Origin of the sequence: Thalassospira sp. A40-3 (genome assembly GCF_015871485.1) — a bacterium.
GTDB lineage: Bacteria > Pseudomonadota > Alphaproteobacteria > Rhodospirillales > Thalassospiraceae > Thalassospira > Thalassospira tepidiphila.
The window spans coordinates 2,051,725-2,067,949 of record NZ_CP065428.1 but is presented as its reverse complement, the minus strand read 5'-3'; the positions used below and the strand labels follow the sequence as shown (position 1 = coordinate 2,067,949).

Here is a 16,225-nt window from a genome sequence, read left to right as displayed (position 1 = left end):
CCGATTAATGCGACAGGATCTGGCTGAGGAACAGCTTTGTACGATCGCTTTTCGGGTTATCAAAGAACTCCTTCGGACCAGCCATTTCGACGATCTGGCCAGCATCCATAAAGATCACACGGTCAGCAACCTCTTTGGCGAAGCCCATCTCGTGGGTCACGCAAAGCATGGTCATACCTTCCTTGGCCAGTTCGACCATCACGTCGAGAACTTCCTTGACCATTTCCGGGTCAAGCGCCGAGGTCGGCTCATCAAACAGCATGATTTTTGGCTGCATGCAGAGCGAGCGGGCAATCGCCACACGCTGCTGCTGACCGCCGGAAAGCTGACCCGGGAATTTGTGGGCCTGCTCGGCAATTCGCACACGCTCAAGGTAATGCATGGCCAGTTCGTTGGCTTGCTTCTTGGGCATCTTGCGAACCCAGATCGGGGCCAGCGTAAGGTTTTCCAGCACGGTCATGTGCGGGAAAAGGTTGAAGTGCTGGAACACCATGCAGACCTCGCGGCGCACGGCTTCGATGTTTTTGACATCGTCGCCAAGCAAAATGCCATCGACGTAGACTTCACCGCTTTGATAGGTTTCAAGGCGGTTCAGGGTACGGATCAGCGTCGATTTACCTGAGCCGGACGGGCCGCAGATAACGATACGCTCACCTTTGCGAACAGACAGGTCAATATCCTGAAGAACATGGAAATTGCCATACCATTTGTTCATCTTGTTGACGGTGATGACATCCTCTTTGGACGGAGGAGGCACAGCGCCGGTAGTGGGTTCAGTTGCTACAGTCATTGTTTTTTCCTCACTCCTTACCTTTGTTCGCCTTTGCGAAGCTCTTTTTCAAGATAGGCGGAATATTTCGCCATCGAGAAACAGATCAGGAAGAATATTGCCGCGGCGAAGGCATAACCTTCGACGTAATATTTGGTCCAGGCCGGGTCACTGCGCAGTGCCAGCTTCACCGTGCCAAGGAAGTCAAACAGGCCGATAATCACGACCAGTGTGGTGTCCTTGAACATGGAGATAAAGCTGTTGACGGTCGGCGGGATCACCAGACGCAGTGCCTGCGGCAAAATGATCAGACGCATCGACTGCCAATAAGACAGCGCAAGACTGTCACCAGCCTCAAACTGACCACGCGGAACGGCTTGCAGACCACCACGGAATACCTCGGCGAGGTAGGCGGCGGTAAACAGGATAATACCGATCTGCGCGCGCAGCAGCTTGTCGATGGTAACCCCATCTGGCAGGAACAGCGGGAACATAACCGATGCCATGAACAGAACCGTAATCAGCGGCACACCACGAATGACTTCGATGTAAACCACGGAAACGGTTTTGATGGCCGGCATGTGCGACTGACGACCAAGTGCCAGCAGCAGCCCGAACGGGAAGGCAAAGATCACACCGATCGAGGACAGGATCAGGGTCAGCGGCAGGCCACCCCAGTAGCTGTTCTGGACATAGGTGAGGCCAAACACACCACCCCACATGAGGATGGCAATAATCGGCACACCAATAACCCACATCGGAATGATTGCCTTGCGCAGGCTCGGATACTTAACCGCACCCAGACTGCCGCAAATGATGCCCATCAGAAGGATCATGGCAAGAAGCGGCCGCCACTGTTCTTCAAACGGGTAGGTGCCAAACAGGATCAGTCGTAAATTGGCATTAACGAACCCCCAGCAGGCACCCGTCGCTTCCGCGCAGGCCTCAATTGATGGCGCCAACGTCGCATTGATGATGGCCCACTCGACGATTGGCGGGATAAGCCAAACGAGGAATGCAATCGAACCAAGAGTCAGGAGGGTGTTGAACCATCCATCAAACAGGTTCTTTTTCGACCATGCCACGGCACGCTCGGAAAAAGTGCCGGTCGGAAGAGGAGGTAATTTTGCGTTTTCTGACATGTTACCTCTCCACCAGTGCCATTTTCTTGTTGAACCAGTTCATAAAGAGCGAGGTCAACAAGGACAAACCAAGATAGATCGACATGAAGATCGAGATGGCCTCGATCGCCTGACCTGTCTGGTTCATGGTCGTGTTGGAAACAGAAACCAGATCCGGATAACCGACGGCAACAGCCAAAGAGCTGTTCTTGGTCAGGTTAAGGTACTGGTTGGTCAGTGGCGGGATCGCGACACGCATCGATTGCGGCAGGATCACCTTGCGAAGCGCAATAGAACGGCGAATGCCCAAACTGTCGGCAGCTTCCCACTGGCCATTCGGAACAGCCTGAATACCGGAACGAACAACCTCGGCAACATAGGTCGAGGTGTAAACCGTAAGCCCGATCAGAACTGCCATGAATTCAGGCGAAATGTTGTAGCCACCCTGAATGTTAAAGCCTTTGAGGGCCGGCATGCTCATGTCGGTAGGTGCGCCACCTGCCAGATAGGCAGCCAGAACGAGACCGACGAAAATACCGATCCCGGCAAGAAGCATCGGGAAGGGCTGACCTGTAGCGTCCTGGCGTTTCTTGGCCCATTTCCTAACGAAATAGATCACAACGCAGGCAATCACGGCCGCAATGGTCATAAGGGTATAGGCGTTATCAGGTTCCGGCACCGGCAAATACATACCGCGCGACGTCAGCAAAACACCGGGCAGAGGCTCCAGCGCGTCGCGTGGATGCGGGAAAGCGCTTGGAATAAGTGCGTACCAGAAGAACAGTTGCAACAGGACCGGAATGTTCCGGAACGTTTCAACATATACAGTCGCAAGTTTGCGAACGATCCAGTTCGAGGACAGGCGCGCAACGCCAAAGATTGTCCCGATAATCGTACACAAAATGATCCCAAGCAGTGACACCTTCACAGTGTTCAGAAGACCGACCATCAACGCCGTCGCATAGTCGCTTTGGGCGCTGTAGTCGATCATGGTTTCACTGATCTCGAAGGAAGCTTCAAGATCAAGGAACCCGTAACCGGTTGAGATGTTCTGTTGTTCAAGGTTGTACAAGGTGTTGGACACCAGGTACCAGCCCGCAAGAACGATCAGTCCAATTGCGACGACTTGATAAAGCACCGCACGGACGTTTTCGTCATTGAGATAATCAACGAGGCCCTTGGAACGAACATCCCCCGGGGCATTTTGAGGCTTACTCATATGACCCTCAGGTGTAGATTGTATCCAAAATCAGCAAGCACCTAACGAAAAGCTCCGCCCATGCGTTCAGGCAGTGGGGCGGAGCTTCGTAGGTTTAGGCAGTCGGTTTGCTAGCGATTAGCGAACCGGCCATGCATACTGCAGGCCACCATCGGTCCACAGAGCGTTCAGACCACGCTCAAGACCGAGCTTGGCGGTAACGTTTTTCTCATAGCTTTCGCCATAGTTACCGACCTGCTTGACGATGTTGTATGCCCAAGCTTCGTCAAGACCAAGAGCTTCACCCATGCCCGGCGAAACGCCGAGAAGACGCTGAATGCCCGGGTTGGTGCTGTTTGCTTTCATGTCGTCAACATTTTCCATGGTGACGCCATACTCTTCTGCTTCAACCATCGCAGCAAAAGCCCAGCGAACAACGTCCGACCACTGTTCGTCGCCCTGGGCAACAACCGGGCCAAGCGGCTCTTTGGAGATGATTTCCGGCAGGATCACATAGTCAGCCGGATTTTCAGCCATCTGGGTACGGATGGAAGCAAGACCCGAAGCATCGGTGGTGTAAACGTCGCAACGGCCAGAGAAGAAGGCTGCGGTTGCTTCGTTGATGTTCTCAATAACGACCGGCTCGAAGGACATGCCTTTGGCGCGGAAGTAGTCAGCGAGGTTCAGCTCGGTCGTGGTGCCCGGCTCAACGCAGACGGTCGCACCGTCAAGCTCGGTTGCGCTGGAAACGCCGAGAGCTTTCGGGATCAGGAAGCCCTGACCGTCATAGTAGTTGATGCCGACAAAGGTCAGACCCAGTTTCGCATCACGGGTGGTGGTTGCAGTGGTGTTACGCGACAGGATGTCGATTTCACCGGACTGCAGAGCCGTGAAGCGCTGTGCTGCGGTCAGCGGGGTGTACTGAACGGCGTTTGCGTCACCAAAAACTGCAGCAGCAGCTGCACGGCATACGTCAACGTCAATACCTTCCCATTTACCTTCGGCATTGGCAGCGGAGAAACCCGGAAGACCGGTGTTCACGCCGCACTGAACGAAACCTTTGGCCTTGATGCCGTCAAGAACGGCACCTGCCTGTGCGTTCTGCGCGGCAACGGCTGCAACGGTCATTGCGCCAGCGGCAAGGATCGTCTGGATTTTCATAAGATAGCTCCCTTATTAGCAAAGCATTGTTTTTAGCTTTTGTGCCACCCTGGATATGCACAGCCGCATATCCATTCGTCCGAAGAACATCGGACCGCCAAATTAAGAAATTTTAGGCCGCCTTGTGTCAAGTGTGAAAAAATTTTGGCAACATTAGAACCTACGGTGCTGGCTAAAAATTGAGGCTTTTTCTGCGGTTATATCGCGCGGAGATACGATCACATAAAATATACGAAACTTTGTTTGTCTCATATATTCAATAACCTAGTAGTAGTTTCGTTCTGATCACCGGCAAGACCGAGAATTGCACGAACTTTTTTTCACCAAACAATCAGTCATGATCAAAAAAAGTGCATCAGCTCACGCTGTTTAAAAAATACGCATGGTTGCAGTGCGGAATCGGGAGCGGCATTCGCTAACCCGCGCGGCCGAGCATCTTGCAAAACAGGATCGGCACGAAAAAGCCCCGCTTCGATATGCGGGGCTTGTATTGATCAGGTTTTCAGTTCCGACAGGTTGGAAAACAGTTCCAATGCTGTTGGGTTGGCCAAGGCTTCCTGATTTTTTACCGGCCGTCCGTGGACAACATCACGAACAGCAAGTTCGGTAATTTTACCCGACTTTGTCCGCGGGATATCGGCAACCGCAAGCACCTTGGCGGGGACGTGGCGTGGGGTGCAGTTGTTGCGGATCTGCTTCTTGATCTTGTCGATCAGTGCGGTATCCAATTCGTAATTGTCGCGGAGCACAACAAACAGGATCACCCGAACGTCATTATCCCAGTCCTGGCCGATCACAATCGATTCCTGAATTTCAGGTAGTTTTTCTACCTGGCGATAAATCTCTGCCGTGCCGATACGAACGCCGCCGGGGTTAAGGGTGGCATCCGAGCGCCCATAAATGACCATGCCGCCATCATCATCAAGCTCGACATAGTCACCATGGCACCAGATGTTATCAAAACGGTCAAAATAGGCGCTGTGATACCGCGAACCATCCGGGTCGTTCCAGAAGCCGACCGGCATCGATGGGAATGGTTTGGTGCAGACCAGTTCACCTTTTTCGTTCCGCACGGAGTTGCCATCGTCATCAAACACGTCGACAGCAACACCAAGGGCACGGGTCTGGATGACGCCACGTTTGACCGGCAGGACAGGGCAAGCCAGCACAAAACAGCCAAGGATATCTGTACCGCCTGAGATGGACGCCAGATGGATGTCTTCCTTGATGTCGCGATAAACGTAATCGAAGCTTTCCGGGGCAAGCGGCGAGCCGGTTGACGTCATCGCACGTACAGTGGACAGATCGTGTGTTTCTCGCGGTTTGAGTTCGGCCTTGGCCAACGCATCAATATATTTGGCAGATGTGCCAAACAGCGTCATGCCTTCTGCATCGGCATAATCAAACAGGATATTGCCACTCGGATAGAAGGGCGAGCCATCATAAAGCAGAAGCGTTGCACCGGCCGCAAGGCCCGCCATCAACCAGTTCCACATCATCCAGCCACAAGTGGTGAAATAGAAAACGCGATCACCGGGCGCGACATCACAATGCAGGATATGTTCCGAAACCTGTTTCAGCAGCGTTCCGCCCGTGCCGTGAACAATGCATTTCGGCTTGCCCGTCGTGCCGGACGAGAACATCACATAAAGCGGGTGATTGAACTCGACCTGTTCGAAGATGATTTTCTCGGTCCGGAAGGGGGCAATGAAGTCGTCATAGGTGACGGCGTTGCGGATATCCGTCGTGTTGGCGCCGTCAAAGGCATAGGGCACGATGACGACCTTTTTCAGGCTGTCGATCCGCTCGACAACATCGTGAACCTTTTCGCGGATGTCGTGTTGCTTGCCGTTATAGTGATAACCGTCAACGGTGATCATCACGGTTGGTTCAATCTGGCCAAAGCGGTCTACAACGCCCTGAACGCCGAAATCAGGGGAGGCTGAGGACCAGGTTGCCCCGATGGCCGCCGTCGCCAGCATCGCAATCACGGTTTCCGACATGTTTGGCATATAGCCGCATACGCGATCACCCTTGCCAACGCCCTCTGCGCGAAGGGCCTGCGAGAATTTCGATACCGCAATATTAAGTTCCGCCCAGGATAGGCGGCTTTTGACCTTGTCTTCACCCCAGAAGATCAGGGCGTCGGTGTCGTCATCACGGACCAGAAGGTTCTCCGCAAAGTTCAGGCGCGCGTCCGGGAAGAACTGGGCGCCCGGCATTTTGTTGCCGTCGATTAGGACACGGTCGCCCCATGTTTCCGCTTTCAATTCGGCATATTCGATGAGAGCAGGCCAGAAACGCTCAATCTCGGCAACGGACCAGTCATAGAGTTCGGTGAAACTCTGAAGGTTAAGCGCATGCTTTTCATTCACCCAGTCGCGAAAGCGGGTGACGTTTGCATTTTCAACGCGTTCTTTCGTCGGTTGCCAAAGAAAGTCGCTCATCATGAGTCCTCTGTTTCCTGCCGAACGTTTCGATCTCGTCGGCGCATCCTTTGAGGGCGCCAAATTGGTAGTCCTTTACCGCTTTTCTAGGCGTAAAAATGCGGACCAGCAAGTGAAGTAACGCGGATGTCCTTAATTGGTAATACCAATTGTCTTGTTTTTCGTCATATATAAGGTGAGAAGATTTTCATAAGTATCTATTTATAAGTGATAAATATCGAAAATTGTGATGCTCAAAAATATTGCGGGTTGGATCATAAAAATAGCCCACAAGACTAATAAAATATCAAATGATGGCCGGTTTTTGTTCTATCGTGATTCGTCGGGTTGCGATGCAGGCGTGTCTTGCACGTGAAAACGCTTGCACGCCTGTCTGGGCATATTAGGTTGACACAGCATTTTACGAGACATGGAGATAACCGTGGCAGGTATTGACGAAAGCCAACCCTTTGTATCGATCAATGTTGCCGTATTGACTGTCAGCGATACGCGCGATCTCCATAACGACACCTCGGGCGAGGTTCTTTGTGAACGCATCATCGCCAAGGGCCATCACGTTTATGAACGCAAAATCCTGAAAGACGATCAATTGGCCTTGCGCAAGCAGCTCGGTGCTTGGTGCTCAAACCCGGATGTCGATGTGATCATTACCACGGGCGGCACAGGTGTTACCGGGCGCGACGTGACGGTAGAGGCCCACCGGGCAATCTACGAAAAGGAAATACCGGGCTTCGGCGAACTGTTCCGTTGGATATCATATCAGAAAATTGGCACATCCACCGTGCAATCACGCGCGACTGCGGGGGTGTGTATGGGAACCTATATGTTTGCGTTACCCGGATCGACCGGGGCATGCAAAGATGCCTGGGACGAAATTCTGACCTATCAGCTTGATATCCGCCATCGGCCGTGCAACTTCGTCGAGCTCATGCCGCGTCTGCTTGAAGAATAAAGGCGCACGCCGTCCATATCCGTTGCCCGCGATCCCTGAATTCCCCAAATAACAAGGACTTCCGATGGAATTTATCTCGGATCCGTTTTTCTATGTTGTCGGCATTCCCGCCGTCTTGATTGCCGGTGTTTCAAAAAGCGGCTTTGGCGGCGGGCTCGGTGTTGTGGCTGTGCCTTTGATGGCGTTGGCGGTATCACCACAGGCTGCCGCTGCGATCATGCTTCCCATCCTGTGCCTGATGGACCTTGCAAATGTCTGGGCCTATCGCAACCGCTGGGATCGCCGGAACATGAAAATCCTGGTGCCGGCTGCATTGCTGGGCATTCTTGTCGGGACATTGTCTTTTAGCTACCTGAACGAGGCAGCCGTCAAACTGATCATCGCGATGATCGCGATCATCTTTACCCTTGATCATTGGCTCCGTGGCCGGAAGGAAACCGGGGCACCGGGAAGGGCAACGATTGGCAAGGGTACAGTTCTTGGTGCACTGGCAGGTTTCACCAGTTTCGTAGCCCACGCGGGCGGGCCACCGGTATCGGTTTATCTGCTGCCGCAGCGAATGGACAAATCGATCTTTGTTGGCACGACAGTCATGTTCTTCATTGTCGTCAATTACGTCAAACTGATCCCTTATGCTCTGCTTGGGCAATTCGATGCATCCAACCTCGGAACATCACTTTTGTTCGTGCCGATCGCGTTGTTCGGGACGTGGCTTGGCTTGTGGGCGCATGACAAAGTCAGTGTAAAATTGTTCTACCGGGTTTGTTACAGCCTGTTGTTCCTGACCGGGATTAAGCTGCTTGCAGATTCGATTCTCGAATTTACCGCCTGAACATTGCATCGGTTTGCGTGGCTCTTTACCGCACAGCGCCAACTGTCGGCGCATCAATTAAGGGTTTGTATGTGATATGCGCACTCGCTTCAGAGTGGAAATGGCATACACCACTGAGGTAGCCGTGTGGTACGAGTATAATCCTGTATTTACGTAATGGTATAAGTGGCTTATTAGATATCAGTGCTGCAAAGACAAGCAGAATGGATGGCGAATAAAAGCACGCGATCAGCAGCCAGGAGGAAACCTGATGCGCATATGGGAGCTTTATTTAAATGCCAGAAAGAATTCTGCAGGTTGCGACAGCAATTTCCGGGCAAGCCAATGATAAAATTACAGAAATCAAGGCCGTTACACGGGCAACACGAACCCTTGCACTGAATGCGTTGATCGAGGCCGCACGCGCAGGTGAAGTGGGCCGGGGTTTTGGCGTTGTTGCCAACGAGGTCAAGGAAATCTCGCAACGTGTGAACGTGATTACCGAAGAACTTGAAGACATGTTTCTGACGCTTGCCTCCGATCTGGAGAAAACAGCGCAGACGGTTCGTGGTGATCGTTTTGCTGACCTTGCCCGTTATTCTGTCGAATTGATGGACCGCAACCTGTACGAACGATCTTGCGATGTGCGCTGGTGGGCAACCGACGCAGCCGTGGTCGATGTTTGTGAAAATCTCCAAGACCCTGCGTTTGCATTACGTGCTTCGGAACGGCTCGGCGTGATCCTTGATTCCTATACTGTGTATCTTGATCTTTGGGTGGCTGACCGGAACGGGAACGTAATTGCCAACGGACGCCCGGACTCCTATCGCGTGATGGGGCAAAATGTTTCTGATCAGGGCTGGTTTCAGGAAGCGTTGCGCTGTCGCGATGGCGGACACTATGCCGTCGCGGATGTGGCAGCCAATTCACTGCTAAACAACGCCGCATCCCCGACTTATGCGACCGCCGTACGCCGGGGCGGTGCCGTCGATGGCGATGTGATCGGTGTTTTGGGCGTCTTTTTTGACTGGGAAAGCCAAGCACCGATGATCGTCAAATCGCTGAACTTCAACGCGGAAGAACGTGAACGTACCCGGGTGATGTTGATCGACGCAAAAAATCGGGTTCTTGCTGCTTCCGATGACCACGGCGTGCTCAGCGAAACATTTAATCTGCGGGTCGATGATCCTGCCCGCGGGGCCTATCTGCTTGAAGATGGATCCCTTGTGGCCTACGCCTTGACGCCAGGTTACGAAACCTATCAAGGGCTTGGCTGGCGTGGGGTTATCGTGCAAACACCAAGAGCGGAAAATGCCGCCGCCTAAACGTCGACGTCCAGGAAAACGGCGATATCGATCTGCTAAACGAAGACGGGCACCTTGTGTTGGTGCCCGTCTTCTTTTGTTTTGTGCTCAGGTGTTTGCGCTTGCCCCTTGGCATGAAAAGAGATAACGATGCTGTCACTTTATTGATAAAGTGTCATCGTGTCTGCCTTGAAGGATGAAAGCTGTTGGAACTGATCCTTGCCAAAATTGCCGTGTCTATCGGAACGGTGCTGGGGCTTTCGATGCTTGCAGAACGGGCAGGGCCACGTGTCGCCGGCGTGCTGTCAGGTTACCCGCTGGGAACAGCCATCCTTTTGTATTTCATTGCAATCGAGCAGGGTGTTGCCTTCGCAAGTGAAAGCGCGGTGTACGCTTTGCCCGGCCTGATTGCGACCTTAACCTTCCTCTATGCCTATTTCATTGTGTCGCGCCAATGCGTTCGCCTGCCTGTCTTTCCACAGATTCTGCTCAGCTCGCTCGGGGCGTTTGTCACTTATCTGTCGGTCTCATGGCTGTTTCAGCTCGCACCGATGAGCTTGACGCAGGCGGCGGTGATTTTGCTGGTTGCGATCGTTGTCGCACTCATCCTTTTCCGCAAGATCGAGAATGTCCGTATTCTCAATCGGGTTCGCCTGACCAAGCGGGTTGTTTTGCTTCGCGCTTCACTGGCGGCAATCATCGTTCTGGTCATCAGTGGCATGGCGGCGTGGATTGGTCCACGCTGGGCAGGATTATTGTCAGGTTTCCCCGTAACACTCTATCCCATGATGCTGATCCTTCATTTCACCTATGGGGCAGAACCGGTGCATACGGTTATTCGAAACTTTCCAAGGGGAATGGGGGCATTATGGGTTTATATCCTTGCCGTGACCCTTGGTTACCCTGTTCTTGGTCTTGGCTTGGGCACGCTGTGTGCCTTTGGGGCAGCCACGGTCTATCTGGTCGGGTACACCACTTTCGTCTGGGTCCGCCAAAAGTCCGTGCAAGCAGAGCAATGATCTCCTAACATTCAGAGAACACGACAATGATGGTCGGTCAAATCGACCGCACACAGGGAGTAGTCGCTGAATGCAGCAAGTCCAGTCACTGGTACGGGCGTTAAGTATCCTCAACGCGCTTGCCGAAAGCGAAGACGGGATGACCCTGACCGAAATTTCACATCAGGTGAAATTACCACCCTCGACAGCGCACAGGTTGCTGACCACCATGCAGCACGAACGATATGTATCGTTTGAGGGGGAGCGCACCCTGTGGTTCGTCGGGGTTCAGGCTTTCAGCGTTGGCAATTCATTTACCAAGAATCGTAACCTCAGCCAGATTGCGCGGCCCTATATGCGCGCACTCATGGAAGACAGCGGTGAAACGGTCAATCTTGCTGTCGCAGATGGTGGCGAGGTCATTTTCCTGTCGCAGGTCGAATGCCGCAAAATGATGCGTGCGCTCGTCACACCCGGTCGTCGGGCCTTGATGCACTGCTCGGGCGTTGGCAAGGCCTTGCTTGCCTTTTTGCCTGAAGAAGAACTGCATTCGGTCGTAGCAAAGCACGGGTTGCCCAAAATTACCGAACGAACCCTGATAACCCAGGAAGCTCTTGAAAAGGATCTGGAGCGTTGCCGTCAGCGTGGCTATGCCCTTGATGATGAAGAGCACGCGGTTGGTCTGCGTTGTGTGGCGGGCGTTGTCCGTGATGAAACGGGTTTGCCAATTGCAGCATTATCACTTTCGGGGCCCGCGGCCCGTATTCCCAACGACCATATCGAGCAATTGGGGCTTAAAATACGCCGTGTCTGCGCCGACCTGAGCCGTGAATATGGAGGAAAGCCGGTCTAAAGACCGGCGTTCTTCCACGGACCAAAGCGATCCTGTTACGTCGTATTGCTGTTTACATACCCGGGCAGGAAACGCCGGTGCCGCCAAGCCCGCAATAGCCATCAGGATTCTTGTGAAGGTATTGCTGATGAAAGTCCTCGGCATAAAAGAATTCCGGTGCCTCGGTGACTTCGGTTGTCACGTCGGCTTGACCTGCTTCTTTCAGTGCAGCGTTGTAGTCCTGACGTGACTGAACAGCCGCTTGCTGTTGTTCAGGCGTAAAGGTGTAGATGACAGACCTGTACTGGGTGCCGATGTCATTGCCCTGACGCATCCCCTGAGTCGGGTCGTGGTTTTCCCAAAACAGCTTCAAAAGCGCTAAATAGGACGTCATAGCAGGATCAAAGACGACCAACACCACTTCGGCATGGCCTGTCATGCCACTGCAAACTTCACGATAGGTCGGGTTCTTGGTGAAGCCACCAGCATAGCCAACAGCAGTGCTGTAAACGCCTTCTGCCTTCCAGAACAGGCGTTCCGCCCCCCAGAAACATCCCATGCCAAAGACGGCAATTTCCAGATGATCCGGGAAGGGGCCCTTCATCGGATGGCCTGTGACGATATTGGCATCGGCAACCGGCAATGTTTCGTCGCGCCCTGGAAGCGCGGTGTCAGCGGTCGGCATTTTGGGTTTGTCTGATTTCAGCACGGAGAACATGTCTTAATTTCCCGAAGAAGAATTTGCGTTCATGCCTGCAATGTACTCCAGAAGAGGACAATAGCAATTCCCGTCTTGATCAAATGTCTTTGAACATTCTTTTGGCCGCACCCGCGATCACGCGGATAATCCGCACCGAAAGTCCATGGAACTGCATGATGGAATGGCTTTGCACAGGTTCAAGCACTTGAAATCGACAGCTTTGATGCTGTTGGGGGCGTTCAGTTTGCTGGTCGGGCTTTTGTTCCTGCCATTGCCGCCACCATTTTTTGGCATGGTGTTTATTGCGCTTGGTATTCCATTGCTGGCAGCGGGATCGAAACGGACGCGGCGATTTATCCAGCATCTGCGTTGGCGGTATTACCGGCACAACGCCAAGATTGAGTATTTTTTGGGAAAGATGCCGGGGTTCGTTCGAAGACACGGTCGGAAAACCCGCCCGGATGGCTTGATGCGGTCTGAGAAGATGGCGTCATCCGCCCGACAGAGGTTTAAGGACTAACGCGTCGAACCAGGCAATCCAACCCGGCAGATTTCAAGCTGTTGCAAGCCTGCGTTGCCTCGCCAGAGGAAGCATACATTCCAGTCAGCAGGCGGAAGAACAAACCTTTGCCTTCAATCGCAATGCTGACGACTTCATGGTCTGCGGCCGCCAGCATGCCATGCGATGTGCTTTGGAACTTCGTCCATGCATCTTCCGCACGTCCGCGCGAACGGTACGCTGCAAGTTGAACGGCGTAGTAGGGGCCATTACTTTGCGCGGTTTGGCTGATCGTAGTTTCTGCTGGTGCCGAGTTTCCCGTTGATGGCGCCATCACGTTTTGTGTTGCCACCGGCTCTGTCGAGGTGATCGGAAGTTCGATCATGGGTGCTTCGGGTTTAGGGTCAACAATATCAAGTTCGCCCTGTTCAGTCGGCCGCGCGTTTGAGGTGACCATTGCACCCTTATGTTCGGTTGAGGCTGCGTCGCCGGCAATCGTCGGCGCAGCAATAACGGGAACCGGTGCCGCGGTTTGCACTGACTGACTGGGAATCGGCTCAGGGGCTGCAACCGGGGCAAGTTTAGAAACTGCCATTTCGGCTCCACTGGCCGCCGGCCCATTGGTTAACTCAGCTGCGGGGACAGGCGTCGCTTCTGGCGTCGTGTTGGGTGCTGCGGTCTGCCGGTCAACACGCGTCAGTCGCGCCGTGTTTTCACTAACTTCCATCTCCATCCGAACGACGGGACTGGTGGGGGCTTCGGGTTCTGCCTCTACGACGCCACCGGTTTCATAAAACCGGCGATCGCGTTCGACCTGCGGCGGATTGGGCAATTCTGGACCTGGCGCAACGGTGGCGGACTCGACAACTGCATCTATTTCTTTGGATCGCGCAAATTCCGGAGATGACGCATCAAGCGTGACGAGCCGTCGTTGCGCGAGGCTGTTGATGCTGCCTGAAAGCCGCACACCTTGGCCGCAATCAAGATCGATCTTGGCGTCGGGCGGCGTCGCGGTCAGCCAAACATAAAGTTTGCGCGCACTTTCATAGTTGCCGTCCATGTCATATGAAATCGCCTGAAGGAAGTTATCCTCAGGGCTTCGATCAAGTGAAATCGGTTCGGATGGGGTGGAGCCATCGTTCTCCATACCGGTGCCGGTGGAAGCCGTGTGGCCGAAAAACAAACCACAGGCGGCCCGGTTAAAGCTTGTTTTTTCCGCTGCAGGCAATTGTTCGTTCGATGGAGAACTTAGTTCTTGCGAGGCAGTGGATGAACCGAACCAAAGACCGGAAAAATCAGAAGTGCTGCAAGCAGTCAGGAGCGGCAGGATAGCTGCGGCAGTTATTCTTCCCCAGTTGCGTCGAAGGGGAGTGTTTGTTGTCGCAAACCTGATTTTCACGCTTCACCTGATCATCTCTGTATTACAGAAAGTTATATCTTTCATCGCCAGCAAAAACAACTCCTGCTAACGCAACGATGATGATCAGCTGTCTTTGGAAATCAGGGAGATAGCAAATCCGAAGACAAGCGGCATAGCCTTCGGAAGGGTGGCACCGCAGACAGATATAATTACCGCATGGCCAATGGAACCATGATCCCGATAAGCAGGATCAGCACCGTTACGGCGATGACGATGTTTATGATGCCTTTTGTGGCCTTGTTTGCGGTTTCACGCGTCATGCCACGGCTTTGAGAAGATCTGCCGGAGGCACCCGTTGCACCGCCCGAGTTCTCGGATGTCAAAATCTTGATGACCTGCCTCTTTTCCTTGCGGGTATCTTGGTCGTACTTGTTTTCAACGATCCGTACTTCAGAGTTGCCTTTGCTGCTAATCGCATCCTTGGCAGTCTTCAGGGCCGAACTGTAGTCTGATACCGGCTCGAGCTCCATCAGGTTTCCGGTCTTGCGCAGGCAAACCACAGTATAACTTTTGCTAAGTGCCGCGTCGGTCATCTTTATTCCTGTTTTTTCGTGTACAACTTTGACAGACATATGGCGTGTTCGCGCAAAAATAAGAACCTATCCTAAAGAATAGGCTCTCTTGGCGGTCAAACGGGAGAGATCAGTTCGTAATGCTGCTGGCCAGCGTTTTGTACTCTTCGCAGTCCATGCCACAAAGCTGTTCCAGTCGCGCAAGATTTTCCTGAGCCATTTCAGGTTTCCCTGTCTGAAGGAAAAGTTCGCCCTGATACTCAAGAGCGCCGACATGTTCAGGGTCAATCATCAGGGCGCGTTCATAGTTTTGCGCGGCACTGTCAAAGTCACCCATCTTGCGCTGGCTGTAGGCAAGGTAATTGTAAAGATCGGCATTTTCCGGATCTTCTTCGAGCATGGTTTCAATCTTGTCGATCGCCATGTCGTACATGCCGGTATCAACAAGCTCCGTAACAGCGGAAAGGTCGGTGCCTTCCGAGCTCCAGCTATCCGAACTGCCCATTGCAAAAGCGTTGCCTGCCAGAAGCGGGGTGGCAAGCATCATCATAACAGCACATGCCTTGATCATTTTTGGGGTTTCACCGTTACGGTCCATCGTCGTACCTTTCTGTGATCTGGTTTGGCATTAATACGTGTGTCGGGACGCGCTGAAAGTGTGATTTATCACAACTGAACGTTTTTCCTGTTCACTTGTTGGTGAGAATTATGGCTTTGAAAGGGCGGAATCTGTGGGGGTAATTGAAACTCTTGCGTTGGGAATGGGCGGGGCCTGGGCCAGTGGTGTGAACCTCTATGGCACGGTGGTTATTCTTGGTCTTCTGAATAATTTCGGGCTGCTTGATTTGCCGCCGGAGCTTCAGGTTCTGGGAAGCTGGTGGGTGCTGGCACTCGCCATGTTCCTTTATCTGATCGAATTTGTGGCCGACAAAATTCCGATCGTTGATAGTGTCTGGGATGCCATTCATACCTTCATCAGGATTCCCGCCGGCGCACTTCTTGCCGCAGGCGCCATGAGCGGCCTTGATACCGGCATGGGCGATGGCCTTCAAACTGCGATTGCATTGCTGGTTGGCGGGACGGTCGCGGCCGGGAGCCACTTTACAAAGGCTGGCAGCCGCGCGGCAATCAATACATCGCCTGAACCGTTTAGCAACAGCATCGCCTCAGTCGCCGAGGATGTCGCCGTATTTGGCGCGCTGTACACGGTCGCTTTCCATCCGGTGGTTTTCTTTGTGCTGTTTGCCCTGTTTGTTCTGCTTCTGGTCTGGCTGGTGCCAAAGATCTGGCGGTTCATTGGACAGGTGTTTGGCAATGCGCGCCATCCGTCCGTGGCCTACGCCCAAACGCGTGCGCAACAGGCAAGCACCGGTACGGGGCTGCCAAAGCTCAATCTGTCCGGGGCAGGCGGATCAGCTTTGCCACCATCGGACAAACCCAAACTTCCGCCTGAATAAGGTCACCTTGAGCCAAAAGAAAAGCCCGCAAGTATCTGACTTGC

Annotated in this window: 16 protein-coding genes; 7 read left to right on the top strand and 9 right to left on the bottom strand. The window is 53.3% G+C overall.

What is annotated here, in order from left to right; translation table 11 throughout:
- Positions 1-4 precede the first annotated feature (4 nt).
- The 5 genes from IT893_RS09385 to IT893_RS09365 all read right to left on the bottom strand — a co-directional run bounded on the left by IT893_RS09385 (position 5) and on the right by IT893_RS09365 (position 6,696).
- Positions 5-790, bottom strand: coding sequence for an amino acid ABC transporter ATP-binding protein (locus IT893_RS09385; protein WP_040823744.1), 786 nt, complete (start codon positions 788-790; stop codon positions 5-7).
- Between the two features lie 17 nt (positions 791-807).
- Positions 808-1,911: an amino acid ABC transporter permease gene (locus IT893_RS09380; protein WP_063089713.1), complete on the bottom strand. Its 1,104-nt coding sequence runs from the start codon at positions 1,909-1,911 to the stop codon at positions 808-810.
- A gap of 1 nt (position 1,912) precedes the next feature.
- Positions 1,913-3,109, bottom strand: coding sequence for an amino acid ABC transporter permease (locus IT893_RS09375; RefSeq protein WP_008890738.1), 1,197 nt, complete (start codon positions 3,107-3,109; stop codon positions 1,913-1,915).
- A gap of 117 nt (positions 3,110-3,226) precedes the next feature.
- Positions 3,227-4,249 (bottom strand): amino acid ABC transporter substrate-binding protein, encoded by a 1,023-nt coding sequence (locus IT893_RS09370; RefSeq protein ID WP_008890737.1) that lies wholly within the window; start codon positions 4,247-4,249, stop codon positions 3,227-3,229.
- A gap of 494 nt (positions 4,250-4,743) precedes the next feature.
- Positions 4,744-6,696 (bottom strand): acetoacetate--CoA ligase, encoded by a 1,953-nt coding sequence (locus IT893_RS09365; protein WP_197147679.1) that lies wholly within the window; start codon positions 6,694-6,696, stop codon positions 4,744-4,746.
- Between the two features lie 421 nt (positions 6,697-7,117).
- On the opposite strand from IT893_RS09365, the gene moaB reads away from it, so the two are divergent.
- The 5 genes from moaB to IT893_RS09340 all read left to right on the top strand — a co-directional run bounded on the left by moaB (position 7,118) and on the right by IT893_RS09340 (position 11,614).
- Entirely contained in the window at positions 7,118-7,648 is a 531-nt protein-coding gene (gene moaB, locus IT893_RS09360; protein WP_371810696.1) for a molybdenum cofactor biosynthesis protein B, read from the top strand.
- A gap of 64 nt (positions 7,649-7,712) precedes the next feature.
- Positions 7,713-8,480 (top strand): sulfite exporter TauE/SafE family protein, encoded by a 768-nt coding sequence (locus tag IT893_RS09355; RefSeq protein ID WP_197147550.1) that lies wholly within the window; start codon positions 7,713-7,715, stop codon positions 8,478-8,480.
- Between the two features lie 275 nt (positions 8,481-8,755).
- Entirely contained in the window at positions 8,756-9,784 is a 1,029-nt protein-coding gene (locus IT893_RS20235; RefSeq protein WP_197147549.1) for a methyl-accepting chemotaxis protein, read from the top strand.
- Between the two features lie 185 nt (positions 9,785-9,969).
- Complete coding sequence (locus tag IT893_RS09345; protein WP_197147548.1) at positions 9,970-10,782, top strand: hypothetical protein; 813 nt, start codon at positions 9,970-9,972, stop codon at positions 10,780-10,782.
- Positions 10,783-10,852: 70 nt separating this feature from the next.
- Positions 10,853-11,614: an IclR family transcriptional regulator gene (locus IT893_RS09340; RefSeq protein WP_008890731.1), complete on the top strand. Its 762-nt coding sequence runs from the start codon at positions 10,853-10,855 to the stop codon at positions 11,612-11,614.
- A gap of 52 nt (positions 11,615-11,666) precedes the next feature.
- Here the strand turns inward: IT893_RS09340 and msrA are convergent, their stop codons facing one another.
- Positions 11,667-12,311 (bottom strand): peptide-methionine (S)-S-oxide reductase MsrA, encoded by a 645-nt coding sequence (gene msrA / locus IT893_RS09335; protein ID WP_197147547.1) that lies wholly within the window; start codon positions 12,309-12,311, stop codon positions 11,667-11,669.
- A gap of 145 nt (positions 12,312-12,456) precedes the next feature.
- Here msrA and IT893_RS20300 point away from each other — a divergent pair, with 145 nt between their 5' ends.
- Positions 12,457-12,813 (top strand): PGPGW domain-containing protein, encoded by a 357-nt coding sequence (locus IT893_RS20300; protein ID WP_197147546.1) that lies wholly within the window; start codon positions 12,457-12,459, stop codon positions 12,811-12,813.
- Here the strand turns inward: IT893_RS20300 and IT893_RS09325 are convergent.
- From IT893_RS09325 to IT893_RS09315, 3 genes are all read right to left on the bottom strand, one after another.
- Positions 12,803-14,191: an SPOR domain-containing protein gene (locus IT893_RS09325; RefSeq protein WP_197147545.1), complete on the bottom strand. Its 1,389-nt coding sequence runs from the start codon at positions 14,189-14,191 to the stop codon at positions 12,803-12,805. The genes IT893_RS20300 and IT893_RS09325 overlap by 11 nt on opposite strands.
- A gap of 170 nt (positions 14,192-14,361) precedes the next feature.
- Positions 14,362-14,745 (bottom strand): hypothetical protein, encoded by a 384-nt coding sequence (locus tag IT893_RS09320; RefSeq protein ID WP_197147544.1) that lies wholly within the window; start codon positions 14,743-14,745, stop codon positions 14,362-14,364.
- Between the two features lie 109 nt (positions 14,746-14,854).
- A complete protein-coding gene (locus tag IT893_RS09315) occupies positions 14,855-15,322 on the bottom strand; it encodes a lipopolysaccharide assembly protein LapB (RefSeq protein ID WP_063089694.1) in 468 nt (155 codons plus the stop codon).
- Positions 15,323-15,455: 133 nt separating this feature from the next.
- Here IT893_RS09315 and IT893_RS09310 point away from each other — a divergent pair, with 133 nt between their 5' ends.
- A complete protein-coding gene (locus IT893_RS09310) occupies positions 15,456-16,181 on the top strand; it encodes a DUF4126 domain-containing protein (protein ID WP_120224788.1) in 726 nt (241 codons plus the stop codon).
- Positions 16,182-16,225: the final 44 nt, after the last annotated feature.